General features: G+C 72.8%; 23 protein-coding genes. 8 read left to right on the top strand and 15 right to left on the bottom strand.

Annotated elements, in window-relative coordinates; translation table 11 throughout:
• Both HTV45_RS23940 and HTV45_RS23935 read right to left on the bottom strand, forming a co-directional pair.
• Nucleotides 1-477: thiamine pyrophosphate-binding protein (locus tag HTV45_RS23940; RefSeq protein ID WP_251692616.1), on the bottom strand; the 477-nt coding region annotated here is incomplete at its 3' end.
• Between the two features lie 294 nt (nucleotides 478-771).
• Nucleotides 772-1,974 (bottom strand): PP2C family protein-serine/threonine phosphatase, encoded by a 1,203-nt coding sequence (locus HTV45_RS23935; RefSeq protein ID WP_308309742.1) that lies wholly within the window; start codon nucleotides 1,972-1,974, stop codon nucleotides 772-774.
• Between the two features lie 601 nt (nucleotides 1,975-2,575).
• Between HTV45_RS23935 and HTV45_RS23930 the strand changes: the two genes are divergently transcribed.
• Nucleotides 2,576-3,400 (top strand): SDR family oxidoreductase, encoded by an 825-nt coding sequence (locus HTV45_RS23930; protein ID WP_215207917.1) that lies wholly within the window; start codon nucleotides 2,576-2,578, stop codon nucleotides 3,398-3,400.
• A gap of 412 nt (nucleotides 3,401-3,812) precedes the next feature.
• On the opposite strand, the gene HTV45_RS23925 is transcribed toward HTV45_RS23930, so the two are convergent.
• Complete coding sequence (locus HTV45_RS23925; protein ID WP_215207916.1) at nucleotides 3,813-4,382, bottom strand: hypothetical protein; 570 nt, start codon at nucleotides 4,380-4,382, stop codon at nucleotides 3,813-3,815.
• Nucleotides 4,383-4,684: 302 nt separating this feature from the next.
• Between HTV45_RS23925 and HTV45_RS23920 the strand changes: the two genes are divergently transcribed.
• The 4 genes from HTV45_RS23920 to HTV45_RS23905 all read left to right on the top strand — a co-directional run bounded on the left by HTV45_RS23920 (nucleotide 4,685) and on the right by HTV45_RS23905 (nucleotide 8,294).
• Nucleotides 4,685-4,876 carry a hypothetical protein gene (locus HTV45_RS23920; protein WP_215207915.1) on the top strand — a complete coding sequence of 64 codons (192 nt, stop codon included), beginning with the start codon at nucleotides 4,685-4,687 and terminating at the stop codon, nucleotides 4,874-4,876.
• 54 nt (nucleotides 4,877-4,930) lie between these two features.
• A complete protein-coding gene (locus HTV45_RS23915) occupies nucleotides 4,931-5,101 on the top strand; it encodes a hypothetical protein (RefSeq protein ID WP_215207914.1) in 171 nt (56 codons plus the stop codon).
• Nucleotides 5,102-5,295: 194 nt separating this feature from the next.
• The gene (locus tag HTV45_RS23910; protein ID WP_215207913.1) at nucleotides 5,296-7,806 is read left to right on the top strand and encodes a molybdopterin oxidoreductase family protein; all 2,511 of its coding nucleotides are present in this window, start codon (nucleotides 5,296-5,298) and stop codon (nucleotides 7,804-7,806) included.
• The gene (locus HTV45_RS23905) at nucleotides 7,803-8,294 is read left to right on the top strand and encodes a hypothetical protein (protein ID WP_215207912.1); all 492 of its coding nucleotides are present in this window, start codon (nucleotides 7,803-7,805) and stop codon (nucleotides 8,292-8,294) included. The genes HTV45_RS23910 and HTV45_RS23905 overlap by 4 nt, the downstream gene beginning before the upstream one ends.
• Nucleotides 8,295-8,653: 359 nt before the next feature.
• On the opposite strand, the gene HTV45_RS23900 is transcribed toward HTV45_RS23905, so the two are convergent.
• On the bottom strand, nucleotides 8,654-10,399 hold the full coding sequence (locus HTV45_RS23900; protein ID WP_215207911.1) for a lysyl oxidase family protein: 1,746 nt from the start codon (nucleotides 10,397-10,399) through the stop codon (nucleotides 8,654-8,656).
• Nucleotides 10,400-11,441: 1,042 nt separating this feature from the next.
• Here HTV45_RS23900 and HTV45_RS23895 point away from each other — a divergent pair.
• From HTV45_RS23895 to HTV45_RS23885, 3 genes are read left to right on the top strand one after another with little or no spacing between them, the layout of a single operon-like run.
• Nucleotides 11,442-12,626 (top strand): N(5)-(carboxyethyl)ornithine synthase, encoded by a 1,185-nt coding sequence (locus HTV45_RS23895; protein ID WP_215207910.1) that lies wholly within the window; start codon nucleotides 11,442-11,444, stop codon nucleotides 12,624-12,626.
• Nucleotides 12,627-12,680: 54 nt separating this feature from the next.
• Nucleotides 12,681-12,929 carry a DUF2399 domain-containing protein gene (locus tag HTV45_RS23890; protein WP_215207909.1) on the top strand — a complete coding sequence of 83 codons (249 nt, stop codon included), beginning with the start codon at nucleotides 12,681-12,683 and terminating at the stop codon, nucleotides 12,927-12,929.
• A 7-nt stretch (nucleotides 12,930-12,936) separates the two neighbouring features.
• Nucleotides 12,937-13,650 carry a phosphatase PAP2 family protein gene (locus tag HTV45_RS23885; RefSeq protein WP_215207908.1) on the top strand — a complete coding sequence of 238 codons (714 nt, stop codon included), beginning with the start codon at nucleotides 12,937-12,939 and terminating at the stop codon, nucleotides 13,648-13,650.
• Between the two features lie 7 nt (nucleotides 13,651-13,657).
• On the opposite strand, the gene HTV45_RS23880 is transcribed toward HTV45_RS23885, so the two are convergent.
• The 11 genes from HTV45_RS23880 to HTV45_RS23830 are packed head-to-tail and all read right to left on the bottom strand — an operon-like array spanning nucleotide 13,658 to nucleotide 25,239.
• A complete protein-coding gene (locus HTV45_RS23880) occupies nucleotides 13,658-14,983 on the bottom strand; it encodes a glutamate-1-semialdehyde 2,1-aminomutase (protein ID WP_215207907.1) in 1,326 nt (441 codons plus the stop codon).
• 7 nt (nucleotides 14,984-14,990) lie between these two features.
• The gene (locus HTV45_RS23875) at nucleotides 14,991-15,542 is read right to left on the bottom strand and encodes a dTDP-4-dehydrorhamnose 3,5-epimerase family protein (RefSeq protein WP_215207906.1); all 552 of its coding nucleotides are present in this window, start codon (nucleotides 15,540-15,542) and stop codon (nucleotides 14,991-14,993) included.
• Complete coding sequence (locus HTV45_RS23870; protein WP_215207905.1) at nucleotides 15,539-16,753, bottom strand: polysaccharide pyruvyl transferase family protein; 1,215 nt, start codon at nucleotides 16,751-16,753, stop codon at nucleotides 15,539-15,541. Before HTV45_RS23870 ends, HTV45_RS23875 begins: the two co-directional genes overlap by 4 nt.
• Nucleotides 16,750-17,697, bottom strand: coding sequence for a glycosyltransferase family 2 protein (locus HTV45_RS23865; RefSeq protein ID WP_215207904.1), 948 nt, complete (start codon nucleotides 17,695-17,697; stop codon nucleotides 16,750-16,752). The genes HTV45_RS23870 and HTV45_RS23865 overlap by 4 nt, the downstream gene beginning before the upstream one ends.
• On the bottom strand, nucleotides 17,694-18,980 hold the full coding sequence (locus HTV45_RS23860) for a hypothetical protein (RefSeq protein WP_215207903.1): 1,287 nt from the start codon (nucleotides 18,978-18,980) through the stop codon (nucleotides 17,694-17,696). The genes HTV45_RS23865 and HTV45_RS23860 overlap by 4 nt, the downstream gene beginning before the upstream one ends.
• Before the next feature lie 5 nt (nucleotides 18,981-18,985).
• Nucleotides 18,986-20,260, bottom strand: coding sequence for a DUF4910 domain-containing protein (locus HTV45_RS23855; RefSeq protein WP_215207902.1), 1,275 nt, complete (start codon nucleotides 20,258-20,260; stop codon nucleotides 18,986-18,988).
• Nucleotides 20,257-21,282, bottom strand: a complete 1,026-nt coding sequence (locus HTV45_RS23850; protein WP_215207901.1) for an NAD(P)-dependent oxidoreductase — start codon at nucleotides 21,280-21,282, stop codon at nucleotides 20,257-20,259. The genes HTV45_RS23855 and HTV45_RS23850 overlap by 4 nt, the downstream gene beginning before the upstream one ends.
• A gap of 3 nt (nucleotides 21,283-21,285) precedes the next feature.
• A complete protein-coding gene (locus HTV45_RS23845; RefSeq protein WP_215207900.1) occupies nucleotides 21,286-21,933 on the bottom strand; it encodes a PIG-L deacetylase family protein in 648 nt (215 codons plus the stop codon).
• The gene (locus HTV45_RS23840; RefSeq protein ID WP_215207899.1) at nucleotides 21,930-22,739 is read right to left on the bottom strand and encodes a sugar phosphate nucleotidyltransferase; all 810 of its coding nucleotides are present in this window, start codon (nucleotides 22,737-22,739) and stop codon (nucleotides 21,930-21,932) included. The genes HTV45_RS23845 and HTV45_RS23840 overlap by 4 nt, the downstream gene beginning before the upstream one ends.
• On the bottom strand, nucleotides 22,736-23,971 hold the full coding sequence (locus tag HTV45_RS23835; RefSeq protein ID WP_215207898.1) for a class I SAM-dependent methyltransferase: 1,236 nt from the start codon (nucleotides 23,969-23,971) through the stop codon (nucleotides 22,736-22,738). Before HTV45_RS23835 ends, HTV45_RS23840 begins: the two co-directional genes overlap by 4 nt.
• Nucleotides 23,968-25,239, bottom strand: coding sequence for a glycosyltransferase (locus HTV45_RS23830; protein ID WP_215207897.1), 1,272 nt, complete (start codon nucleotides 25,237-25,239; stop codon nucleotides 23,968-23,970). The genes HTV45_RS23835 and HTV45_RS23830 overlap by 4 nt, the downstream gene beginning before the upstream one ends.

The following is a 25,239-nucleotide window of genomic DNA, read 5'->3' as shown; positions in this document are numbered from 1 at the left end:
CGCGGTCACGGTGCGCTTGGCGTACGCGGTGCGGAAGGCACGGTCGATCAGGTTCGGCAGCTGTTCGGGGACCATGGCCGTCTCGCAGAAGTCCGAGGCGACGTCCTTGTAGAGACTCGCGAGGTCCACTTCCTGCTGGTAGGAGCCGCCCATGGCGCTGCGGTCGGTCTGCCCGATCAGCGCCACGACGGGGACGTGGTCCAGTTTGGCGTCGTAGAGTCCGTTCAGCAGGTGGATGGCGCCGGGGCCGGAGGTGGCCGCGCACACCCCGACCTTGCCGGAGAACTTCGCGTAGCCGACGGCCTGGAACGCGGACATCTCCTCGTGCCGGGCCTGGACGAACTTCGGCTTGTTGTCCGCCCGCCCCCACGCCGCCAGCAGACCGTTGATGCCGTCACCCGCATACGCGAAGACGTGGTCGACATCCCACTCGCGCAGCCGCTGGAGGATGTAGTCGGACACCTTGGTGCTGGCCATGCGAGCTCCGTTCCGATCCCGTCGACGAACCACTGACCCCGGCGCGTGCGGACCCCGTGGGGAAGCGCGCGGAGTACGACTCCTCAGGGGTAACCGCGCGGGTACGGGCAAAACACCGCCCTCGCGCGGTACGCCCGGCCGTCGGCCCGGGACCGTGAGCGGGTTGTCGCACGGCTCGCACCGGGTGTGTCGCACGGCTCGCACCCCGGAGCGTCCTGCACGACAGCGGCCACACCGTTCCCGGCCAGGTTCGCGGCCGGGCCGGCTGCCGCGTCGGTGGTACGCCGTGGAGCGTCAGTGTTCCGTCCGCGGCCTCCCGTGCCATTCACAGGACAGGACGGTGGCGTCGTCGTCCAGCCGGCCGTCGTGGTGGTCGAGGACGGCGCGGACGAGGCGGCGCAGGGTTTCAGCGACGGGCAGGCCGTCGGCGTGATGGCGGATGAGGAAGTCGGTGAAACGCTCCACGCCGAACAGCTCACCGTTCGCGTCACGGGCTTCGGTGATGCCGTCGGTGAACAGCAGCAGCCGGTCCCCGGGCTCCAGTTGGTCCACGCACACGTGGGTGGGCAGGCCGAACCCGGCACCCATGGGACCGGCCGGTGAACAGCGCAGAGTGCTCACCCAGCGTCTGGCGCGGATGACCACCGGCAGCAGATGCCCGCGGTTGACCCAGCTGAGCCGTCCGGTGGCCAGGTCGAGGTCGGCGAGGATGCCGGTGGCGTAGCGGCTGTGGTCGAACTGCCGCACCAGGGTCTCCTCGATGGCATGGCTGGTGGCGGCGAGAGAGCTGCCCGAGCGGCGGTGGCTGCGGCAGGTGGCCATGGCCAGCGAGGCGGTCAGGCCGGCGGCCGTGTCGTGGCCCATGGCGTCGAAGACCGCGAGGTGTGCGACCTCGCCCGCGACGGCGTAGTCGAAGGCATCGCCGCCCACCTGGTAGGCGGGCTCCATCACCGCGCTCACCGTGAGGCGGTCGTTGGCGAAGGTACGGGGCGGCATCAGCGTCCACTGCATCTCCGCCGCCACGCTCATGGGCCGGGTGCGGGTGAGGCGGGCGTGGGTGTCGCTGTGGCTCCGCTTGGAGATCAGCAGCAACCCGGCCATCGAGGCCAGCGCCCGCACGACACCGATGTCGGGAGGGGTGATCGTGCCGGGAACAGGGTCGACGCGCAGCACGCCCAGGCGTTCGGTGCCGTCGAGCACAGGTGCCCAGCATGCGCCGTCCGCGGGTGCGGTGGTGACCTGGAGCATCTGGTAGGTGCGGCCGGGCAGCGTGCCCTCGATCCGCACCTCCTGTCCGCCACCGCGGCCGGCGTCCGGCCCGATTCCGGTGACCTCCCGCAGCACGTCCTCCTGCATGTCCGCCACGAACAGCCGCGCTCCGCCGACACCCGCGCTCCGAGCGGCTGACTCGAGCAGACCGGGGACTTGTTCGAACGCCGCTGTGTGGCTGTCCTCCAGCAGTCTGCTCAGCGCCCGTCCCAGCGCGTCGGCGCTCACGGTCGCTGCCCCGCGCCAGGGCGCGGACCGAGCGCACACCGGCCTGCCGCGGACCGTTTCGTCGCGGTCTCCGACCAGGAGGACGGCACCGCGGGGCGTGGCACTCGCGAACGGGTGCGCCGGTCACCGTCCGCCGGGACAGTGGCCGGCACCCGGGCGGAATCCCGGCTGGTCAGCGGTGCGGCGGGAGGGACCGTGAGTGACGGGTCGGCGCCGGGCCGGTCCTTCGACCGGTTCCGGGAGTGCCCTGCCCAGGGTGTCGGAGCCGCCACGAGGCTCCCTTCGTCGTAGGTCGGGCGGTGAGCGGCGAGTCGCCCGCCGGACGGGCATCGTTCGGGCGGTGGGGCGCGGCGGTGCGTGCGGAGCCGATGCCGCGCGGCGGGTGCGGACGCGGCCGGGTGTGCCATGAGCATCGGATGACCCCTTTCGCCGCCACTTCTCAGGGGCGCACGCGCATGCGTGTGCCCCGAGCTCGGCTCGCCATTCGCCGGGGCCGCTGGGGGCCGGGTGGCGGCAGCGTGCCCGGTCGTGGTGGGAGCCGATGGACTCCCTCCTGCTCACCGGGGTGCTTGGTGCCGTCCACGTCGGTTACCCGCACGGTATGACTGACACTCGCCCCCTTGCCCTGATCACCGGCGCGTCCAGTGGGATCGGATACGAGCTGGCCCGGCAGTTCGGCCTGCACGGCTACGACCTCGTCCTGAACGCCGAGGACGAACGGCTGGAGTCGGCCGCGCGGACCCTTCGGGAGACGGGCGCGGAGGTCCGCGCGGTGCGTGCCGATCTCCGCGTCGCCGAGGGGCGTTACCGGCTGCTGGACGCGCTCGAGGGGCTGACGGTCGACATCGCCGTCCTCAACGCGGGAGTGGGTCAGGGGGGCGCGTTCGTGGACACCGACCTCGCCGATGATCAGGAGGTCATCGACCTCGACGTCACCGCGACCGTGCGGCTGGCCAAGCCGCTGTTGCGGGCCATGGTGATGCGCGGTGCGGGCCGGATCGCGTTCACCTCGTCCGTCGCGTCGATGATGCCCGGTGCCTTCCAGCCGGTGTACAACGCCTCCAAGGCGTTCGTGCAGTCCTTCGCCCAGGCGTTGGCGGAAGAGGTGAAGGACACCGGGGTGACGGTCACGTCGTTCATGCCGGGCCCCACGGACACGGAATTCTTCCGCCGGGCGGGCATGGCGGACGACACCAGGATCGGCACCACGAAGAAGGACGATCCCGCGAAGGTGGCCGAGCAGGCGTTCGAGGCGATCGTGAAGGGCGAGACGAAGACCGTGGCCGGGTCGCTGAAGACGAAGGCGCAGGGGCTGGCGGGGAAGGTGCTGCCCGACGGGGTCAAGGCGGCGGCCCACCGGCGGCTGGCGGAACCCGGCAGCGGAGAAGCCGACGCAGGCCCCGGAACCGGCAAGACTCCCGAGTAGCCGTTCCGGCGGCTGAGCCGAAGCCTGCACGGCCGGGCTGCCGGGGCCGGGTCAGCCGGGAGGGGGCCCTCCGCGCCCCGCACGCGGGGTGTCGGCGGTGTGGTCGCCGACGCGGGGGACGGCAGGGGGACCTCTCGCGGAGAAGGTGGATTCCGGACAGCCCACCCTGCGCGCCGTCTCATGTCTCAGCGCGCGCCGATGGCGAGCGCTTCGATGCCGGCCTGACGCAGGACACCCGTGAGGGGGGTGGGGTATCCGGCGCTCCCGATGACGAGCCCCGGGCCCGGCGTGACTGCTGCGTCCCCCCGCGGGCAGGGCCCGGGGCGCCGCCCTCGGAGGGAACCCGGAGCCGTCGAGGACCGCACAGCACCGTGCGCGCGGGCGACGCACCCCGCCCCTCGGGAGCAGAGCCCTACGACATGAAGGGGGTCGCGGAACGGGCCCGCTCCCACATGCCGGGAACCTGCTCCACGGGACGCTGCTGCTCGCCGTGCAGAGCGTTGAGCACCACCAGACATCCGGTCAGCGCCGGCACCGCCCACTGTGCGAAGGTCAGCTGCCGCCGCGCCTTGTCGAGGTCGACGGGATGCTTCTGAGCGTTCTCGGCGTCGCCGGGATCGGCCGACGAGGCCAGCTCGACCTTCTTGCCCAGGACGCGGGCGTAGGCAGTGGCGGCCAGAGCCGCGGCGGTGACGACGGTCTTGGCCGTGGTGGAGGCGGCCACTCCCTGCTGGGTGGCGACGCGGTGGGCGTTCACAGCGAGCAGTCCGCCGCCACCGAACAGATGCGCGCCGATGGCGGCGGCGTTGACCGGTACCCACTTCGCCCATCCCGCCGCAGAGATCCGGTCGACGGTCGCCCCATGTCCGCCTGCGTCCTGAGCCGCGCCATTGAGGCCGACCGCGCCCATCAGCGAGCCGCCGAACCAGGCAGCCAGACCCACGTCGTGCAGGCTGCGGATGAGGGTGTTGCGTTCGGACATGATGGTGCTCCTTCACAAAGCGAACCGGGGGGACACCGACGGAAACGTCGAGCACTGCCCCACCCTCGCCCGACTCCGGCCCCTCCGCCATCACGGCTGCGCCGGAAGGGTGCGGAACGCGGGCGGGATGGCGGGAGTGGCGGCTGCCGGTGATCCGGCGGCCGGCGACGCCGTCGCGGCCCGCCCCGGTCCGCGGTCCGGCTGCTGCGGTGTTTGCCACGGACCCACCTGGTTACCCGCCTCGCTGTGCGGCGTCGATCAAGTAGGCCGCCGACATCCGACGAGCAGAAGGACGGAGCGCGATGCCGAATCCACAGCAGCCGGAGGTGCGGCGCAGCGGCAAGGGCGCGGGCACCCCGCAGGACAGCCGAGAGCTCAAGGCATCGGAGAAGACCGGGAGCGGGGGCAGGGCGCACGGCACGGACCGCGGCGACAAGGGCGGTGGTGAGGGTGGCGGCACGCCGCCCGATCAGCAGCCGGACCACCCGGACTGAGCCCGCCGCGCAGGCGTTCGCAGGACCCCGCAGGACGAAGAACGAGGAGGAGCCGTGACGGTTCCCGAGGAGAGCAGGCCGAAGACGACGTCCACCGACGACGTCATCGGGACGCCGGACGAGAAGGACGACGCCGGACAGCGCGACGGTGCGACCGGACGCACCATGCGGGAGGCGATGGACGAGGCCGGGCTCAGCCCGGACGACATGCGCGACGAGAGCTGAACCCGGGCCGGCCGTCGGCGAGCGAGCCGACCTCCGGCGGACCGCGTACGCGCGGCCGTCCGCCGGGGCGGGCTCGCTGTCGCGTGTGCCCCTTCGGCTCGGGGCACGGTGCCGGACACCACGGGCAAGGGGTACCGGGTCGCGCGGCACACGCGGGAACCCGGGAACGCAGCGGCAGGTGCTGGGAGGCAGGCGTGGAACCATCGGTGGACCGGATCGCGCAGCCCTGGGGGGCGCGTACGCCGTACGGGCGGCACGATCCGTGGCCCGCGCGCGTCGACACCTACCTGGAGGAGGGCCTCGCCCCGGACCAGGTGCAGCGGTGGGTGCAGACCGCGTCGATCCTCCACTCCGACGGGGACGCCATGGACGTCGCCGTCGTGGACGGGCGCCTGGCCGGAGTCCGCGGCCGGGCCGAGGACCGCGTCAACCACGGCCGTCTCGGTCCGAAGGACCTCTTCGGCTGGCAGGCCAACGCCTCACCCGACCGCCTGACCAGGCCGCTCGTCCGGCGCGAGGGCCGTCTGGTGGAGTGCGACTGGGACACCGCGATGGGCAGGATCGTCGCCCGATCGAGGGAGCTGCTGGACGAGCGCGGCCCGGGATCGATCGGCTTCTACACCAGTGGGCAGCTCTTCCTGGAGGAGTACTACACGCTCGCGGTGGCGGCCCGGGGCGGGATCGGCACCAACCATCTGGACGGCAACACCCGGCTGTGCACCTCCACCGCCGCCGAGGCGCTGAAGGAGACCTTCGGCTGCGACGGACAGCCGGGCTGCTACGACGACATCGACCACGCCGACGTCATCGCGCTGTTCGGGCACAACATCGCCGAGACCCAGCCGGTGCAGTGGATGCGCGTCCTGGACCGGCTGGCCGGCGGCGACCCGCCCCGGCTGCTGTGCGTCGACCCGCGGCCCACCCGGGCGGCCCGCAGGGCGGCCGTGCACCTCGCCCCGCGCCTCGGTACGAACGTCGCCCTCCTCAACGCCCTCCTGCACGAGATCATCCGCACCGGCCGTGTGGACCACGACTTCGTCGCGGCGCACACGGTCGGCTTCGAGGAACTGGCCGCCCGGGTGGAGAAGTGCACCCCGGCATGGGCCGCCGGGATCTGCGACGTCCCCGCCGCGCGGATCGGTGAAGCCGCCGAACTCCTCGGGACGGCGGACAGACTGCTGTCCACGGCACTGCAGGGCGTCTACCAGTCCCACCAGGCCACCGCGGCCGCCGTCCAGATCAACAACCTGCACCTGGTCCGCGGGATGCTCGGCCGCCCCGGAGCCGGCGTCCTGCAGATGAACGGCCAGCCCACCGCGCAGAACACCCGCGAGTGCGGCGCCAACGGCGACCTGCCCGGCTTCCGCAACTGGCAGAACGACAGCCACGTCGCCGACCTGGCCCGCGTCTGGAACGTCGACCCGAAGACCATCCCGCACTACGCGCCCCCCACCCACGCGATGCAGATGTTCCGCTACGCCGAGCAGGGCTCGATCCGCATGCTCTGGATCAGCGGCACCAACCCGGCGGTGTCCCTGCCCGAACTGGCCCGCATCCGCTCCGTCCTGGGGCAGGACCGTCTCTTCGTGGTCGCACAGGACCTGTTCCTGACGGAGACCGCCCAACTGGCCGACGTGGTGCTTCCGGCGGCCACCTGGGGCGAGAAGACCGGCACCTTCACCAACGCCGACCGCACGGTGCACCTGTCCGACAAGGCCGTCGAGCCGCCCGGTGAGGCCAGGCCGGACCTGGACATCTTCCTCGACTACGCCGCCCGGATGGACTTCCGGGACAAGGACGGCGGGCCGCTGATCACCTGGCACGATGCCGAGTCGGCCTTCGAGGCGTGGAAGCGGTGCAGCGCGGGCCGCCCCTGCGACTACACCGGCCTCACCTACGCGAAACTGCGTGCCGGCAGCGGCATCCAGTGGCCGTGCAACGAGCAGACCCCGGACGGAACCGAACGCCTGTACACCGACGGCATCTCCTGGGCGCACCCCGACGTGTGCGAGTCCTACGGCAAGGACCTGGTGACCGGAGCGGCCCAGGAGGTCGTGGAGTACCGCTCCCTCAACCCCGACGGCAAGGCGGTGCTCAAGGCGGCCGACTACCTGCCCCCGCACGAACTGCCCGACCGGCGGTACCCGTTCCAGCTGACCACCGGCCGGACCCTGTACCACTTCCACACCCGCACCAAGACCGGCCGGTCACCCCAGCTGAACGCGGCGGCCCCCGACGTCTGGGTGGAGGCGGCGGCCGCCGACGCATCCGCACACGGACTGGCCGAAGGCGATGTGGTGGAGGTGAGCACCCCCCGCGGCGCCCTGCGCGGACGGCTGCGCATCACCGACATCCGTCCGGGACTGCTCTTCGTCCCCTTCCACTACGGCTACTGGGACACCGAAGCCGGGCACGCGCCCGAGGGGGACACCCCCGGGCGGGCCGCCAACGAGACGACCGTCACCGACTGGGATCCGGCCTCCAAGCAACCGCTGTTCAAGACCGCCGCGGCCGCCCTGCGCCTGGTGGAACGCGGCCACGGCACCACCGCCCCCGCCCCGACGACCACCGCGTCCGCCCCCGCGTCCGCCACCGCGCCGGCCTCCGGAGCCGCGGCCGTACCCGCCACGACCGGAGGCCGGTCCGCGCTCGTCACCCAGTCGGCCGACCCCGCGTGGGACAGGCCCCGAAAGGAGAGCCGGTGAACGGCATCACCCTCACCCTGCGGGTTCTGCACCACGGTGAGAAGCACCTGGCCGGGCGCCTGACCTCGGTGGCAGGGCGCCACCGCACCGAGCACGAGGTCCACTACGTCGCCCTGGACCTCGCGGGCTGGTCCCGCGCCCATGTCCAGCGCCTGGCCGGCACCGCCGACCGCTACGGCCTGGACCTCGGCTCGCCCTCCCGCACCCCTGTCCCGCATCTGTTGTCCACGCTCACGGCGAAGGCGTCCGAAGCGGTGGCCCACCGGCCCGAACCAGGGCTGCTGCTCCTGCGCGACCTGCGAGAGCTGCACCTCGCCGCCGCGGAGAACTCCCTGCACTGGGAGATGCTCGCCCAGGCCGCGCAGGCCACCGAGGACGAAGGGCTGCTCGGCCTGGCCTCCGCGTGCCATCCCCAGACCCTGCGGCAGATGCGCTGGACCAACACCATGATCAAGAATCTGGCCCCGCAGATCCTGACCGGCACCTGATCGCCCCCGCACCGTACGCGCTGTCGGTGAGTGCGCCACCCGGGAGGGCCTCCACGGGCACCGACGGTCCCGGGCCCGTCGGCTGTCGGGGCGGCCGTTCCAGGTCCGACCCGCGCCGTTCCGCGCAGCGGAGGAGCGGATGGCCCGGTGGCGTGCGCGAACGACGCGAGAAGGGTTGACGTCGCTCTCCGGCTCAGGCGGCCGACACCGGCGCCCTGCGCGGTACCGGTTCGGGCCGGTGCCTCGATGTGACGGGCGGCGGGCGCCGGCCGAACCTCCGGCAGGAGCCCCGGCCCGAGTGACGGCCGGGGCTCCTCGACGGGGCGCCGGCCTGAGCCGCCGCGGCCGTCACGGACGGGTCAGTTGGCGTCCACCAGGTGGTGCGGCGGGACCGTCACCGTACGGGCGCCCTTCTTGCCGCCCAGGACGACCTCCCGCAGCGCGCTGTTGTTGGAGTGGTCGGTCTCCTCGAGCCGGTTCTCCGGGTTGGCCAGGACCTGGATGTAGTACGTGCCGTTCGGCAGGTCCGTGATGTCGAAGGACTGACCGGGCAGGTCCTGGGTGTAGGTGTCACCGGAACCGACGTCGAGCACCTCGCGCACGGAGATGGAGTTCTCGGAGCCGCACGCGGTGGACAGGTCCGTGTTGCCCGGATGCCAGTCGGCGTTCTTCACCGTGTAGTCGACGGCGTCGGTGTTGGCCAGGCAGAACGCCTCCTTGCCGCTGCGCACCGTCTCCTTCTGGTCGGCCGTCAGCAGCCGGTAGCTCGCGAAGTCCAGGAAGTGCCAGTGCTCGTGGCCGGGACGCGGGTCCCACTCCATGCCGCCCGTCGGGGTGTATCCGACCTGCTTGCCGTCCGTGTCGTAGAAGTACTGGTAGGCGTCCATCACCTCCTTGCCCGGGGAGCGGAAGCCGTCCACGACGAGCCTGGCCGGGCCCGCGTTCCACACGTTGGCGCTGAAGGCGAGGTAGTCCTTGCCGGGCACCTCCTCGTAGCCGTCGCTGACGGTGATGCCGAAGGCGGGCAGCGAGCGCAGGTCGGGCTTGGGCACGTCGGGCACGGACGCCTTGCCGGCGGGCCGCCTGGCGTTGGGCAGGGCGCCCGGCGCCTGCCGCGAACCGTCGGTCTGCCCGGTGCCGTCACCGATGCCGGCGGCGGTGAAGGCCCGCCGCTCCAGGGACTTCTTCTTCAGCGCCCACGGCAGGGCGGGCGGAGCCGACGGGTAGGGCCCGTGGCCGGCGTTGTACGAGGGGCCGGCACCGCTCGTCGCGGCGCCGGGGGCCGGGGTGTCCGCGGCCGCTCCGTGCTGCGCGTGGGCGCTGTGCTCCGCGTGGGCGCTGTGCCCGGAGGCGGTGGTCTTCGCCGAACCGCGGGCGCCGGCGCTCTCCTCGTCGTCCCAGCTGCGCTCGCGGACGATCACCTTGACGGTCTGCGGCTTGTCGGCGATGCCGAAGAGGTCGCGGTACTTCTCGGCCACGTTGATCTCGGCGGTGTAGGTGCCGGCGTCCAGCTCGACCGGCTCGGTGTAGAAGCCCGCGTAGGTGTTGGCCGCCCAGCCGTTCTCGACGCCCCATACCGAGCCGAGGGTGAAGGGGTTCGTCGGACAGCTCTCCGGATACTTCGAGTTGGCCGGGGCGTCCGGCCGGACCCGGCCCGAGGCGTTGTTGGGGCAGAACGCCTCGCTCTTCTCCACCACCGTCGAACCGGCCGCGTCGGTGAGGGTGATCTGCGTGAAGTCCGGCAGTCCGGCGAAGTCGTCCACGGTCCCGGCGGGGAGTGTCCTGGTCCGGGTCTTCTTCCCGTTGCGGAGGATCTGCCGGGCGACCACCGGGTCCTTGTAGGACTTGCGGGTCACCTTGAGCTCGAAGGCACCGTTCTCGGAGGTGAGGTACGTCCCCAGGTCGAGGTAGACACCGGGATCCTCCTTCCACGAGTCGAGCGTGACGGAGGTGGAGGCGGCGATCAGGCTGAGCTCCGGCGCCGGCTCCTCGGACTTCGCGTCGGGGGCGGCGGCGACGACGCCCGCCGCCACGGCGATGGCCGCGGCGACGGCGATCGAGGGGCGGGTCAGGCGGCTGGGGCGGACCTGTTTGAGTCTGGTCATCAGTCCTCGTGCTTCCGGCTTTCGCATGCGTCTTATGGACGTGGACGAACAGCGCACCCCCAACTGACGTGCGGAGACGCGGTGTTCGGACCATGAGATGCGACCGGACGCCCTGCGGGTTGTCTCTGATCACTCGGACGGCCCCCGTTTGTCCGAAAAGTGGTCACGGGGTGACGGGCTTGACCCACGTCCAGGCCACTCGGCCGGCCTTCCGCACCATGGGACACCGCTGCTCGGAGAGCGGGCGGCGCCTGAGGGACGACACCGCCTGCCCGTCGTGATGCAGGACCTGTTTTCCGCCGGAGACGCGCGGGGGCCCGGAAGGACGGTGGTCACGGACCCGACCTTTCGCCGGATCCTGGCCCGCCGGCGTCACATGCGGCACCGGAGGATACGCAAGGCCTCGGCGTACGCCCGGGACCGCCCGAGCGGGGCGGGTGCGGCCCGTCCCGCGGCCGACAGGAGCAGGTTCACCCGGACCCTGCGGAGCAGTGGACCGGGCGAGCCCGATCAGCCCGTCGGGGCCTGGTGCCGGAAGGGAGTACGGTGGGGTCACCGGGTGCACCTCGTATGCCGTCATCCATCGCGGCGTCGCACCCGAAGAACGGCAAGGGCCGACGTACGAGGAACCGGCCGGAAATGAGCCGGGCGACGCCGTCCGGCCCGCACCGTCCCGCCGACCTCCGCCACCTCTTCCGCGCCAGGCGGTACCGGCTTCTCCGAAGCTCTCCGGGCATCCCGGCGGCTGCCCCGAACCGGCCGCCGCGCCGGACAGGACCGGACCGTCCGGCGTGCGCACCGACTGCCGGGAGGCGCCCGGCGCCGAAGCCGTGGTGGTCCTCCGCCGTGCCGGGGGCCAGGTGCGTGCCTCCCACGGAAAGACGTGCCCACGGCATACGGGTCGGTCGGTGGTCAGGGCGACGCGCCACTCCCGTCGGGAGCGCGTTCGCAGACACGGGGGCGAGACCGTTCCCGGCCGGGCGCTCCCGGCAGCCGCATCACGCCGTACCGCGTACGACGACAACGAAACAGAAGGATGCACATGAGTCTGCTGAGTCTCGGAGTTCTCGCCTCCTCCCGCAAGGAGAACGAGTTCCGACTGCCGTTGCATCCCGATCACCTCGACCGGATCGCACCCGACGTACGCGCCAAGGTCTTCCTCGAGGAGGGCTACGGCGAGCGGTTCGGTGTGGGGGACGACACGCTGCGTCCGCTGGTGGGCGGAGTGCGCTCCCGCGGGCAGCTCCTCGCCGAGTGCGATGTGCTGCTGCTGCCCAAGCCGGTGCACGAGGACGTAGCCGAACTGCGCGAGGGCCAGGTGCTGTGGGGCTGGCCGCACTGCGTGCAGGACGAGCGGATGACCCAGCTCGGTATCGACCGGCGGCTCACCCTCATCGCCTGGGAGGCCATGAACCACTGGACCTCCACGGGCGCCTTCAGCGTCCACGTCTTCCACAAGAACAACGAACTCGCCGGCTACTCCTCCGTGCTGCACGCCCTGCAGCTCGGGGGAGTGACCGGCAGCTACGGCCGCCGGATGCGTGCGGTGGTCATCAGCTTCGGTGCCACGGCACGCGGGGCGGTCACCGGACTGGGTGCCATGGGGGTCTCCGATGTCACGGTGCTCACCCAGCGGGCCGCCGCCGCGGTGGCCTCTCCGATGCCGTCCGTCGTGATGGGCCACTTCGCGGAGCGGGCGGACGATCCGTCCCGTCTGGAGGTGATCACCGGACTGGGGCCCGTACCGCTGGCGGAACACCTGGCCGGGTTCGACATCATCGTCAACTGCGTGCGGCAGGACACCGACGCGCCTCTGATGTTCGTCACCGCCGGGGAACTCGCCCTGTTCCGGCCCGGGACCCTTTTCGTCGACGTCTCCTGCGACGAGGGCATGGGCTTCGCCTGGGCCCGGCCGACCACGTTCGAGGACCCGATGCTCACGGTGGGCCCCGGCTGCCACTACTACGGGGTGGACCACAGCCCGTCACATCTGTGGAACTCGGCCACCTGGGAGATCAGCGAGGCGCTGCTGCCCTATCTGCGCAAGGTCATGAGCGGCCCCGCGTCCTGGGACAGCGACGCCACGATCAGGAACGCCGTCGAGATCCGCGACGGAGTGGTGGTCAACCCCAAGATCCTCTCCTTCCAGAACCGGACCGCCGAGTACCCGCACCTGCCGGCCGCGTCCCGTGACGCGGCCCCGCTTCCCTCCGCGCAGCCCGTCTGACGGTCCGCACGCTGCGGGGGACCGTGTACCGCAGCCGTCGACTCCCGGGCGGCCGTGACCGGGTTGCGCGAGGCACAGGCTCTGACCGGCGCCACCGTCCCGGCGCCGTGGAATCCGGCCCTGGCCGCCGCCCTCACCGAACACGCGGTACGCATCGAGGAGGAGCCGGTCCTCGGCGATCTCCTCGGCGATCTCCGCGGGGACCTGGCGAGGCAGGCTTGCCGAGACGTGTGGCGTGGTGGGAGAAGGGGGACGGCGGCGTCGCGCTCCGGACGGGGTGTCCGCCGGGTGCGGCGGCGATGATGGAGCGATGTGGGAAGAGATGACCCGGCTCGGCCGCGGTGGGCACAGGACCGGCCGGGTGGGGCGGCCCGTGGTGCTGCCCCCGCCCCTGCGCGCGTGGCTCGCCCCGATCGCGGTCCTCGCCGCGCTCGTGGTCGTCGTGCTCGGGGCGCTGTACACCGGTGACAGCCGGCCCGGCGGCGTGGACGCGCGGGTGTGGGCGGCCGTGGACGGTGCGGGGCCGGCCTGGCGGCGGGTCGCTCTCGCCACGGACTTCCTGGGGGAGCCCGTGGGAGCGGCGGTACTGGTCGGGGCCGCCGTGACGGCTTGCCTGCTGCTTCGCACTCCTCGCGCGGCGGTGCTCGTCGTGGCCGGTGCCGGACTGACGGTGGGGACGACGCGGCTGCTCAAGCCGCTGGTGGGGCGCACCATCCACGGCGACGACAACCTGGCCTACCCGAGCGGGCACACCGCCTTCCTCACCGCGTTCGCCCTCGTGGCGGCGCTGCTCGCGGCCGGACGGTTCGGCCTCGGCAGGGCGGCCGGCGCCGCACTCGTGTTCGGTGCGGGACTGGCCGCCGGTGCCGCCATGGGGTGGGCGCAGGTCGCCCTGGGCGCTCACTATCCGACCGACACCATCGGCGGCTGCTGCACCGCGCTGGCGGTGATACCGGCGACCGCGTGGCTGGTCGACCGGACGGCCGACCGGATGGAGGACTCCGGTCGGCGAGAGCGTCGCTGACGGACCGTCACGCCCGGCTCCGGAACACCGGCCGCACCGGCCGCCCGCCCAGCCACGGCGTCGGGTCACCCAGGTCCAGGGCCTTGCGGTACACCGCGCACGCCTGGGCCACCACCTCGACGGTGTGGTCGATGTCGGCGTCGGTGAGCGCGGCGCTCACCACGAACGAGGGCGCGAGTACTCCGCCCGTGAGGAGTTGGCGCAGAAACAGGGTGCGGTACTCCTGCGAGGGCTGCCGCCGCTCGTCGAGGGTGGCGAAGACCAGGTTGCTGGCCCGGCCCCGGACGAGGAGGTGGTCGGCGACGCCCATGCCGGCCGCGGCCTCGCGGACCCCGGCGGCCAGCCGCTCGCCGAGGGCGTGCAGCCGTGCGGTGACGCCCTCCTCGGTGTAGGTGGTCTGCACGGCCATCGCGGCGGCCAGGGAGTGCGTCTCCGCGCCGTGCGTGGTGGACAGCAGGAACACCCGGTCGCCGGAGTGGCGCAGCCCGCCCCGTTCCATCAGCTCGCGGCGCCCGGCCAGCGCCGAGACGGCGAATCCGTTGCCCAGCGCCTTGCCGAAGGTGGAGAGGTCGGGGACGACGCCGTACAGGCCCTGGGCGCCCGCCTCGGACCAGCGGAAGCCGGTGATCATCTCGTCGAAGACGAGGACGCAACCGTGCCGGTCGGCGAGTTCGCGCAGGCCGGCGAGGTATCCGGGTGGCGGCTCGGTGTGGGTGGCGGGTTCGAGGATGAGGCAGGCGACCTCGTCACGGTGGCGGGTGAGGAGCTCCTCCGTGGCGGCCAGGTCGCCGTACGGGAACGACAGGGTCAACCCGGTGGTCGATGCCGGAATCCCCGCCGACATCGGTGTGGTGCCGATGAACCAGTCGTCGACGGAGAAGAACGGGTGGTCGGCGCAGAGGGCCACCCGGGTGCGGCCGGTGGCGGCGCGGGCCAGGCGTACGGCGGCCGTCGTGGCGTCGGAGCCGTTCTTGGCGAACTTCACCATCTCGGCGGTCGGCACCGTCGCCAGGAAGCGTTCCGCCGCGTCGAGCTCCACGACGGACGGGCGGACGAAGTTGCTGCCGCGGTCCAGTTGGCGCCGTACCGCTTCGAGGACCCGCGGGTGGGCGTGGCCGAGGCTGACCGACCGCAGGCCGGAACCGTACTCGAGGTAGCGGTTGCCGTCGACGTCCCACACGTGCGCGCCGCTGCCGTGGCTGATAACCGGGGCCAGGCCGGCGGGGTACTGGTCGTCGCCCTTGGCATAGGTGTGCGCGCCGCCGGGGATCAGGGTGTGCAGTCGCTCGCCGGCCTGCCGCGAGCGGGGCAGCGCGAAGTCTTCGGTGGTCACTCGGGCCTCACTTCTCCAGCCGCTTCAGGACCTCGGCCAGGCTCGGCGCCTCCCGGTCCCGCCGGGACACCGAGGTGACCGGCAGCGGCCAGGGGACGGCGAGTTCGGGGTCGTCGAAGGCGATCGTCACGTCCTCGGCCGGGTCGTGCTCGCGGTCGATGCGGTAGGAGGTGTCGGCGGTGCCGGTCAGCGCCTGGAAGCCGTGCGCGCAGCCCGCCGGGACGTAGAGGGTCGCCTGCGTCTCGCCGGACAGCTCGAAGGTGGCCCGGCTCAGGTAGGTCGGTGAGTCCGGCCGCAGGTCCACGACCACGTCGAAGATCCTTCCCGACGAGCAGCGCACCAGTTTCGCCTCGCCCGCTCCGGAGCGCAGGTGCAGGCCGCGCAGCACGCCCCTGACCGAACGGGACAGGCTGTCCTGGACGAACGCGTCCGGGTCCAGACCCACCGAGCGGACCACCTCGGCGTCGAACGTGCGGCAGAAGAAGCCGCGTTCGTCGGCGTACGGCGTCGGCTCGAACAGGTACGCACCGGCGATGGCCGGGACTTCGGTCGCCTTCAAGGAGTCTCCCGTACGGTGTGGGCGGGTTCGGTTGCCGGGAACAGGGTGGCCGTCAACGCGCTGAACTGGCGGTCGAGTCGCGCGGCGGCGTCGCGGTTGCGCTCGGCCAGGGTCTGCCGCAGCTCGGCCGACCGCTTCTCCAGCTCCCGGAACTGCTCCAGCAGCCGGTCGGCGTCGATCTCGCGGGCCGGGTGGCGGTACGCCGCCAGACCCATGCCGGCCATCAGCGCGTCGCTCTTCGCCGCGTAGCTGAGGGCGAGGGTCGGAGTGCCGGTCCGCAGCGCGCAGACCAGGTTGTGGTACCGGGTCGCGACCACCGCGTCGGCGGCCGCCGTCTCCCGCATCAGGCCGGCCAGCGAGGTGGCTTCGGCGGCGGTGAGCAGGGGCGAGTCCACCGCGTGGAGGACCGCCTCGACCACCGCGGTGTCGCACGCGTCGCCGGTCAGCAGCCGGACCGGCCGGCCGTCCCCGACCAGCGCCCGGACGAACCGGATGGTCCCGTCGAGGTACCGCCGGTGGATCTCCCCGGCCCGGTCGCGGTCGTCGTCACCGCCGTGGAAGTCCATGACGCCGACGCAGACCGGGCCGGGCCGCCGGCCCTCACCGGCCGGCGGTGCCGGCAGGGCGAACGCGAGATCCGGGTGGACCTCGTCGCGTGCGGTGTCCACGCCCATCGCCCGCATCGCGTCACGGGACAGCGTGTCCCGGTACGACCGGTGGGCGGCCAGCCGTGCCGACCAGCGCACCAGGAACCGGGTCGGCCGGCTGGCGATGGGGGCGGCGCCGACTCCGACCAGCGCGACCTCGGTGCGGAGCAGCCTGCCGCTCGCGCAGAGCAGGAACAGGGAGTACGGGAACCCCCACGGGCGCAGCGGCAGTGTGGCCTCCAGGACGCCCATGCCCGGCACGATCACCACGTCGTGCCGGCGCACCCAGGCGGCGGTGCGGACGGCGTCGACGAGTTTGCCCAGCCCCTTGCCCGCGATCGCGGCCGCCCGTGACGCGGTCCGGTACTCCCCGCGGTACCAGTGCAGTCGCGTCGCGGGGATCCCGTACCGGGCCGTGACGGTCTCGGGACCGCCGCACAGCGCGTCCACGACCGCCTCCGGGTGCGCGCGCCGGAGGTACCCGAGCACGGCCTCCAGTGACCCGTCGTTGCCGAGATTGCCGGAGCCGAGCAGGCCGAACAGCCCGACGCGCACCGCGGTCACGCCTGCCGCCCTTCGCGGCCCGCCACCAGCGCGTCGACGGAGACGGTGAGCCGGTCGGGGTCGGCCGGGGCCCGGTCCTCGACCCGCTCGCCGGCGCCCGGCCGGGCCCTGCTGGTCATCCACGCGGCGAGATGGCGGTAGCACGCGCGCCGGTCGGCCGGGGACAGCGGCGCCCGCCGGATCGCCGCGGCGAAGCCCCAGACGTACTCGGCGAGCAGCCGGGGGGTCGGGTGCAGCGGCCCGGCCCGGCGCGGGTCCAGGTTGACGCACCGGGAGCGCTTGGAGGGGTTCGCCCGCTCGGCGCGGGTGGGGTGGTCGCGGCGGAAGTACAGCAGCTCGGGCACCTGGTGGAAGGGGCCGTGCAGGGTGATCTCGGCGACGAACACGCGGTCCGCGTGGTGGTAGCTGTCGTGCGGCTTCACCCGGCGGAGCATGTCCGCCCGCATCACCCCGTAGAAGTCGTCGCCGCCGGGCTCGAACAGCAGACTGCGGAAGCGCTCCGGCGCGTGCGGGGAGTCGGTGGCGAGCCCGTACGCGTAGGGGACCTTCACCTTGCCGTCGCCGTCGATGACGGCCTGGCCGCTGTGCGCGAGGATCACGCCGGGACGCTCGTCCAGTGCGTCGACACAGGCCCGCAGCAGGTCCCGGGCGTACAGGTCGTCGTGCGAGGCCCACTTGAACAGTTCGCCGCGGCACTCGGTGAACACGTGGTTGTGGTTCGGCGCGGCGCCGATGTTCCGGGGCAGCCGGATGTACCGGACCCGTGAGTCCTTCACGGCGTACCGGCGGCAGATGTCTTCGGTGCCGTCGGTCGAGGCGTTGTCGGAGACGACCAGTTCGAAGTCCTCGTAGGTCTGGCCCAGCAGCGCGTCGAACGACTCGGCCAGGTACTCCTCGCCGTTGTACACGGGCAGGCCGATGCTCAGCCGGGGATGGGTGGTCACGGTGTCCTCACTTCGGGGATGGTGTTCCGGTGGTGCTCGCGCAGGGCGGACCGCAGCTGAAGCCACCACACGGCCGAGCCGCAGGCGGTCGCGGCGGCGACGCCCCAGGCCGACCCGGCCGTACCGGCCACGACCGCGCCGCCGAGCCCGCCGGTGACGTAGAGGGCGGAGGCGATCAGCTGGCTGCGCAGGCTGCGCCGGGCCGCGCCGAGCGCGCGCAGCCCGGCCGCCGCGCCGGTGCCGAGACCCGCGCCCGCGACGCCGAGCGTGACGGGCACGATGAGCTCCGCGGCGCCGCTCCAGACGCCGCCGAGCACGAGTTCGCCGAGCCGGTCCGGCACCAGCAGCAGGGCCCCGCCCCAGAGCAGTGCGGCGGCGGCCTGTCCGCCGCCGAGGAGGAGGCAGAATGTGCCGAGCTGCCGCGGGGCCCGCCGCAGTATCCGCGCCGCCTCCGCGACGGTGACCAGCGAAAGCCCCATCAGCAGCGCGAGGAACGGGCCGAGCAGCAACTCGGCGCCGCGGATCTCGCCCACCGCGCCGACTCCGGCGATCGCGCCGAGCCCGTAGGCCCGCAGCTGACTCGCGCCGCTGTTGCCGACGTTCTCGACCAGATAGCGGTAGCCCAGGTCGCGGTGCGCGCGGATCCACTCGCGCGCGCCGGACAGCCGGGGCCGGATCCCGGACTGCAGGCAGCCGTACAGGGCGGCCAGGGCGGCGGAGCCGCCCCAGGCGAGCACGAAGGCGGGCACGGTGCCCACGCGGGCCGCGACCAGCAGGGCCGGGACGAGCGCGACGCCCCACACGACGTCGTTGACGAACGCCTTCCGCCCGGTGCCGGCGGCGAAGAACGCGAACCGCCAGGCGTCCTGGAGCAGCAGACCCGGCAGGACGACCCCGAGACAGGCGAGCGCGGCCCCCAGGCTGCCGCCCACCACCGCTCCGGCCGCACAGCACACCGCGCCGAGGGCGGTGCCGACCCCGAGCGCCGTACCCGACGACCGGGCCGTCGCCCCGCGCCAGGAGGCGTCGGGCACTCCGCTGTAGCGGACCATGAGCGGGTCGGTGGCCAGCCCGCGGGAGACGTTGAGGACCACGCCGTAGGTCACCCAGGCCAGCGTGAACACGCCGAACGCGGTCGCGCCCAGTGAGCGGGCCACGTAGACGCCCACCACGAAGTTGGACACGCTGGAGGCCGCCTGGTCGGCCAGTCCCCAGGACAGCCGGCCGGCGACGGCCCGCCGGGCGGATCTCGCCGGTGTCGTCGTCTCCCCCTTGGCGGTCATCGGCGTCACGCCTTGAGCAGCCCGGCGCCGTGCAGGGCCTCGGCCGCGTCGGCGACGGTGTCGAACGGCAGTCCGGACCGCTCGGCGACGTCCAGCAGACTGTGCTCCCCGTCGGAGAGACTCAGCACCCAGAGCATCGCCATCTGGGCCTCCTTGGCGTCGCTGCGGCCCCCGAGCGAGTCGTAGAGCCCGCGCCGGCCCAGCTGCGGTTCGCCGTACGGGCTGAGGTTGACGTACCGCCGGTTGCGGTCGAGCAGGGCGAACGCCTCGCGGCAGACGGCGAGGGTGTCCGCCATCGCCTCCGGGGTGACGAAGTCCGGGTTGTCCGCCGAGGTGTGGTACTCGGGGTACCCGGCGTACGGGGTCCGGCTGAGGGAGCCCACGCCGAGGTCGAAACCGGGGGAGCAGTACTGCCGTTCGTCGTAGCCGTACGGGGTGAAGTCGGTGATGTGGTGCGGGCGTCCGGAAGCGGTCAGTACGTGCCCCAGGGCCCGGTCGATCTCCGCGTCGCCGCGCCTGCTCCGCTTGTAGGTCAGTTGGCCCCGGTCACCCGCGCAGGCCAGCACCAGGCCGTGCCTGACCCGCGCCACCCGCTCCGCGTTGCGGGCCAGCCAGGTGATCGCGCCGATGGTGCCGGGGGCGAAGATGAACCGGTAGGTGTAGTGCGGCTGCCGCTCCGCCAGTGCCCGGGCCAGGAAGACGGCCACCGCGATGCCGGCCAGGTTGTCGTTGGCCAGCGACGGGTGGCAGACATGGCAGGAGACGATCACCTCGTCGGGGACCCGGCCGGGGACCACGTGCTCGGCGTAGGTGAGGTGGCCGTCGGCGAGCGTGGAGTCGATCCGCACCTCGTACTCGCCGTCCGGCAGGGCGTCCAGCGTCTCCTGGGCCAGGCAGAAACCCCACTCCGGCGTGTAGTAGCTGGTGCGGTACGGCACCCAGGCCGGGTGGTCCGGCAGGGTGTGCAGATGCGGGCGCAGCTCGGCCAGCGGCATGGTCGCCGACACCGGCACGCTGTAGCCGAGCACATGCAGACTGGACGCGGCGAAGTCGACGACCCGCCGGCCGGAGGCGTCGGCGATGTACGCGTCCCGGACGTTCCACTCCTGCGGCACCGTCCAGTCGAGCACCTGCGTTCCGGTCGGCACCTCGTGCACCCGCAGCGGGAGGTACTCGCCGACGATGTCCAGGGTGGCGCGCACACCGTCGCCGGTGATGCTCCGGCACAGCGGGTACAGCCGCTCCACCAGCGCGTGCATCTCCGCGCCGGCCGACGTCATCCGCGCCACCGCAGGGTGTCGTCGACGGCCCTCGAGCCGGTGGCCGCGCGCAGCACGGCGAGGCGGGTGAAGCGCTGCTCGAAGTCCTCCCGGGTCAGGCCGTGTTCCCGGTAGGCATCGGCGAGTTCGAGCGCGCCCCGCTTCACCGTCCACTCGCAGTCGAAGCCGGGTATCGCGGCCCGGAACCGCGAGAAGTCCACCCGGTAGGAGCGCGGATCGGCGCCGGTCTCCCCGGTGATCACCACCTCCGAGCCGGACACCGCCTCGGCGACCTGCCCGGCGATCTCCGCGACGGTGACGTTGTTGGTCTCGCTGCCGATGTTGAACGCCCGGTCGTGCACCGCCACCCGGGGCGCGGTCAGCGCGGCGGTGAAGGCGCGGGCGATGTCGGCGGCGTGCACCAGCGGACGCCAGGGCGTGCCGTCGGAGAGCACCAGGACCTCGCCGGACAGAAGGGCGTGCCCCACCAGGTTGTTCAGCACGATGTCGGCGCGCAGCCGGGGCGAGAATCCGAACGCGGTGGCGTTGCGCATGTACACCGGGCTGAAGTCGCCGTCGGCCAGCGTGCGCAGGTCGTCCTCCACCCGCACCTTGGACTCCGCGTACGGCGTCACCGGACGCAGCGGCGCGTCCTCGCCGACGAGTTCGTCACCGCCGGCGGCACCGTAGACCGAGCAGGTCGACGCGTACAGGAACCGCTGGACCCCCGCGTCGCGCGCCAGTTCCGCCAGCCGCACCGACGCGTGGTGGTTGATGTCGTAGGTGAGTTGCGGCGCCAGCGATCCCAGCGGGTCGTTGGACAGGGCGGCCAGATGGATCACGGCGTCCACACCGGCCACGTGTTCGGCCGTGATGTCCCGCAGGTCCACCCGGTGCCCCGGCGGGTCGGCCGGGGCCGGGCCCAGGACGCAGTCGGCGAACAGGCCGGCGTCCAGGCCGACGACCTCGTGTCCGGCGGCGGCGAGGACCGGGGCCATCACGGTGCCCAGATAGCCCTGGTGTCCGGTCAGCAGTACACGCACGGTTCAATCCCCCAGGTCGAGAGTGAGTTTGGTGACGGCGAACGCCTCGGCGTAGCGCGCGTGGCATTCGATGCCGCGGATCCGGGCCAGCCCGAGGAAGGCCTCCCGGTCGTACCAGGGCCGGTGCCGCTGCGAGGGGTAGTGCTCCTGCAGCAGCCGAACCTTGCGCTCCGCGACGTCCGGCGACAGCGGCTGGTACGCCACCGGACGGCCGAGATCACCGTCCCACTTGACGATCTCGTAGCCCAGCACGAGGTGGTCGCGGAACGCGGTGGTCATCAGCTTCGCCGATGCGCGGTGGTCCTGGTGGGCGTCCCCGGTGCGCGGGGCCAGGACGAGGTCGGGCTCGGTCCGTGCGCGCAGCTCCTCGACCGCGGTCTTGGCCTCCTCCCAGTGCGCCGGGATCCGGCCGTCCGGCAGCTTGAGCACGGTCGGCCGCAGGTCGGCACCCGGGCAGAAGGCGGCGAGCGCGGCCCGTTCCTCCTGTTCCCGCTCGCCGCCACCGCCGGAGAGCACCAGCGCGTCGACGCGGACGCCGGGTTGCGCGAGGCACAGCGTCAGCAGGGTGCCGCCGGCACCGATGGCGATGTCGTCGCAGTGCGCGCCCACCGCGACGATCCGCTCCAGGCGCCCGGCGCCGAGCCGGATCACGCGGTCCTCACCCCGGCCTTCGCCGCCGCGCCGCCCCGCTCCCACACGGCCCAGGGGCGGTCCCCCCGGGCGTAGGCCTCGTCGAGCGCGGCCCGCTCCTTCACCGTGTCGGTCGGCTTCCAGAAGCCGCGGTGCCGGTGCGCCACCAGCCGGCCCCGCTTGGCCAGTTGGGCACACCCGTCGGCGACCAGGTCCCCGCCCTCGGGGATGTGGTCGAAGACCTCCTGGCGGAGGACGAAGTAGCCGCCGTTCTCCCACAGCGGCAGTTCGCTCACCGGGGTGATGCCGCCCACCAGACCGTCCTCGCCCAGGTCGACGCAGTGGAACGACGACTGCGGCGGCACCACCATCATCGACGCGCCGGCGTCGCGCCGGGCGAACCGGTCGATCATCTCCGGCAGCGGGGCGTCGGTGAGCACGTCCGCGTAGTTGGCGAGGAACATCTCGTCGCCGTCCAGATGCTCGCGCACCCGGCGCAGCCGCTCCCCGATCGGCGACTCGACGCCGGTCTGCGCGAACGTGATCGTCCAGTCCGCGATGTCGGTGGAGAGCAACTCCGTGCGTCCGCCGCGCAGGACGAAGTCGTTGGACGTGGTCTCCTCGTAGTGGAGGAAGAAGTCCTTGATGTGGTGCGCCCCGTACCCGAGGCAGAGGATGAACTCGGTGTGCCCGTAGTAGGCGTAGTAGCGCATGACGTGCCAGATCAGCGGGCGCGGGCCGACCATCGCCATCGGCTTGGGCACGTCGTCGGAGGTCCCGTTGCGCATCCGCAGCCCGTAACCGCCGCAGAACAGTACGACCTTCATCGCTCGACCTCGACAATGCTGAGTTCCGGTATGGGGAAGACCAGCCGGCCGCCCCACTCGTGCACGTAGGACAACTGCTCGGTCAGTTCGGCGCGCAGGTTCCACGGGAGGACGAGGACGTAGTCCGGCCGGTCCTCCGCGATCCGCTCGGGCGGCAGGATCGGGATGCGGGTCCCCGGGGTGAACCTGCCGTGCTTGTAGGGGTTGCGGTCGACCGTGTACGCGAGCAGGTCGGGCCGGACGCCGCAGTGGTTGAGCAGGGTGTTGCCCTTGCCCGGGGCGCCGTAGCCGGCGACCGTCTCGCCGCGCTCGGCCGCCTCGATCAGGAACCGCAGCAGGTCCCGGCGCACCTTGGCCACCCGGGCGGAGAACTCGGTGTACCCGGACAGTTCCTGGAGCCCCGCGGCCTTCTCCCGGTCCAGCACCTCGGCCACCCGGCGGGACGGTTCGCCCGCCACCTCGGCCGGCCGGGCCCACAGCCGGACGGAGCCGCCGTGCGTGGGCAGCGACTCGACGTCCACCAGCGTGAGTCCGCCGCTCGCCAGCGCCCGGATGGCGGACGCGACCGTGTAGTACTGGAAGTGCTCGTGGTAGATCGTGTCGTACTGGTTCTCCTCGATCAGGGTCAGCAGGTGCTGCACCTCGACGGAGACCCAGCCGTCGTCGGCGACCAGGGCGCGCAGGCCGCGGGTGAACCCGGCCACGTCGGGGATGTGCGCGTACACGTTGTTGGCCACGACCAGGTCCGCCGGGCCGTGCCGGTCGCGGACGGCGGAACCGGTGTCCGGGTCCAGGAACGCCGTGTGCGTGGGCACCCCCGCGTCACGCGCCGCGGCGCCGACGTTCACCGACGGCTCGATGCCGAGGCAGCGGATCCCGCGGTCCACCACATGCCGCAGCAGATAGCCGTCGTTGCTCGCGACCTCGACCACGAAGGAGCCGGCCCCGAGACCCAGCCGCTCTTCGGCGCCGGTGACGAAGGCGCGCGCGTGCTCCACCCAGGAGGTCGAGTAGGACGAGAAGTACGCGTACTGCGTGAACGTCTCCTCCGGCGTGATCAGCGGCGGGATCTGCGCGAGCCAGCAGTCGGTGCACACCCGCAGGTGCAGCGGGTACGCCGGTTCCGGCAGGTCCAGTTGATCCGCGGCGAGGAAACTCTCGCACGGCGGAGTCGCCCCCAGGTCGACGACGCTCTCCAGCGCCGCCGAGCCGCAGAGTCGGCATCGTGTCATCTGTTTCCCCCATCCCGCTCGCGCGGGCGCCCCCGCCGCGAGCCCGTGTGTCCGTCCCCCGGCGGCGGGCCGTCCCCGCCGCCGGACCGCCCCGCGATCGCGGTGCGGTACCCCTCCTCCAGACGCTCCAGCCCGACGGCCGGGCTGAAACCCCGTTCGTACCGGCGCCGGGCCGCCTCGCCCATCTCCCGGGCCGGGCCCGGCCCGGCCGTGATCCGGCGCAGACAGGAGATGAGCGAGCCGACGTCGTCCGGCCGGTGCAGCAGCCCGGTCCCGCCGTCCTCGACGAGTTCGGTGAAGGCGCCGTGACCGGCGGCGACGGCCGGCACCCCGGCCGCCATCGCCTCCGCGACCACCAGGCCGAACGTCTCCCGCCACGTGGAGGGAGCCACCACGGCGACCGACCGCGCGACGGCCCGCAGGCACTGCGCCCGGTCGTACAGGCCGCCGTACCGCACGTCGTCCCGGCCCGCCGCCCAGGCGGCCACCTCCCGCTCCATCGGTCCCGCGCCGGCGATCACGAGCGGCACGCCCACCCCGCCGCCGGCGGCGATCTCGTCCCACGCGGCCATCAGCAGCCGTACGCCCTTGGCCTCCGCGAGACGGCCGAGACAGAGCAGATGCTCGCCGTCGCCCGCCCTGCGGATCTCCGGCTCGGGCACGAAGTTGTGCTTCACCGCCAGCCGTCCGGCCGGCATCCCGGCCGCCACCAGGATGTCGCGCTGCGCCGCGGAGATGCAGAAGAACCGCGCCACACCGCTCCACCAGCGCCGCCGGTTGAGCGACAGGCCGACCGCGAGCGGCACCGTCGCCGGCCGGGAGTTCCGGTAGCAGCCGTGCCGGACGGCGGGCAGCGGTGACGCCCCCACGCACTCGGTGCACGGCCGGCCGTCCCGCTGCAGCGTGCCGGGCGGACAGACCTGCGAGTAGTTGTGCAGCGTGGCGACGGCGGGCACCCCGGCGTCGGCGCAGGCGGCCAGCACCGCCGGCGACAGCAGCGGGAAGACGTTGTGGATGTGCACCACGTCCGGCCGTTCGTCCCGCAGCCGCGCGGCGAGCTCCCTGCGGACCGCCGGGTTCCACGGCACCAGGAGCGGCACCGCGGCCTTGCCGAGCAAGGAGCGGCCGGCGATGTCGTCGCTGCGCCGCTCGAACAACCCGACCCGGTGGCCGGCCCCGCGCAACAGCGCCACCTCCCGGTCGACGACCGTGTTCTCCCCGCTCGGCTGCTCCGAGCGGTAGCGGTTGTGCACCACGAGGACCCGCAT

This window comes from Streptomyces sp. CHD11 (assembly GCF_018638295.1).
In the GTDB taxonomy this organism is placed as follows: Bacteria; Actinomycetota; Actinomycetes; order Streptomycetales; family Streptomycetaceae; genus Streptomyces.
This window is presented reverse-complemented; position numbering and strand designations above follow the sequence as displayed.

Bases quoted from the DNA above. Each gene is read 5' to 3' on its own strand.
- HTV45_RS23930 (WP_215207917.1), top strand. From the start codon at position 2,576: ATGACTGACACTCGCCCCCTTGCCCTGATCACCGGCGCGTCCAGTGGG.
- HTV45_RS23925 (WP_215207916.1), bottom strand. From the start codon at position 4,382: ATGTCCGAACGCAACACCCTCATCCGCAGCCTGCACGACGTGGGTCTG.
- HTV45_RS23920 (WP_215207915.1), top strand. From the start codon at position 4,685: ATGCCGAATCCACAGCAGCCGGAGGTGCGGCGCAGCGGCAAGGGCGCG.
- HTV45_RS23900 (WP_215207911.1), bottom strand. From the start codon at position 10,399: ATGACCAGACTCAAACAGGTCCGCCCCAGCCGCCTGACCCGCCCCTCG.
- HTV45_RS23895 (WP_215207910.1), top strand. From the start codon at position 11,442: ATGAGTCTGCTGAGTCTCGGAGTTCTCGCCTCCTCCCGCAAGGAGAAC.
- HTV45_RS23885 (WP_215207908.1), top strand. From the start codon at position 12,937: ATGTGGGAAGAGATGACCCGGCTCGGCCGCGGTGGGCACAGGACCGGC.
- HTV45_RS23860 (WP_215207903.1), bottom strand. From the start codon at position 18,980: ATGACCGCCAAGGGGGAGACGACGACACCGGCGAGATCCGCCCGGCGG.
- HTV45_RS23855 (WP_215207902.1), bottom strand. From the start codon at position 20,260: ATGACGTCGGCCGGCGCGGAGATGCACGCGCTGGTGGAGCGGCTGTAC.
- HTV45_RS23840 (WP_215207899.1), bottom strand. From the start codon at position 22,739: ATGAAGGTCGTACTGTTCTGCGGCGGTTACGGGCTGCGGATGCGCAAC.
- HTV45_RS23835 (WP_215207898.1), bottom strand. From the start codon at position 23,971: ATGACACGATGCCGACTCTGCGGCTCGGCGGCGCTGGAGAGCGTCGTC.
- HTV45_RS23830 (WP_215207897.1), bottom strand. From the start codon at position 25,239: ATGCGGGTCCTCGTGGTGCACAACCGCTACCGCTCGGAGCAGCCGAGC.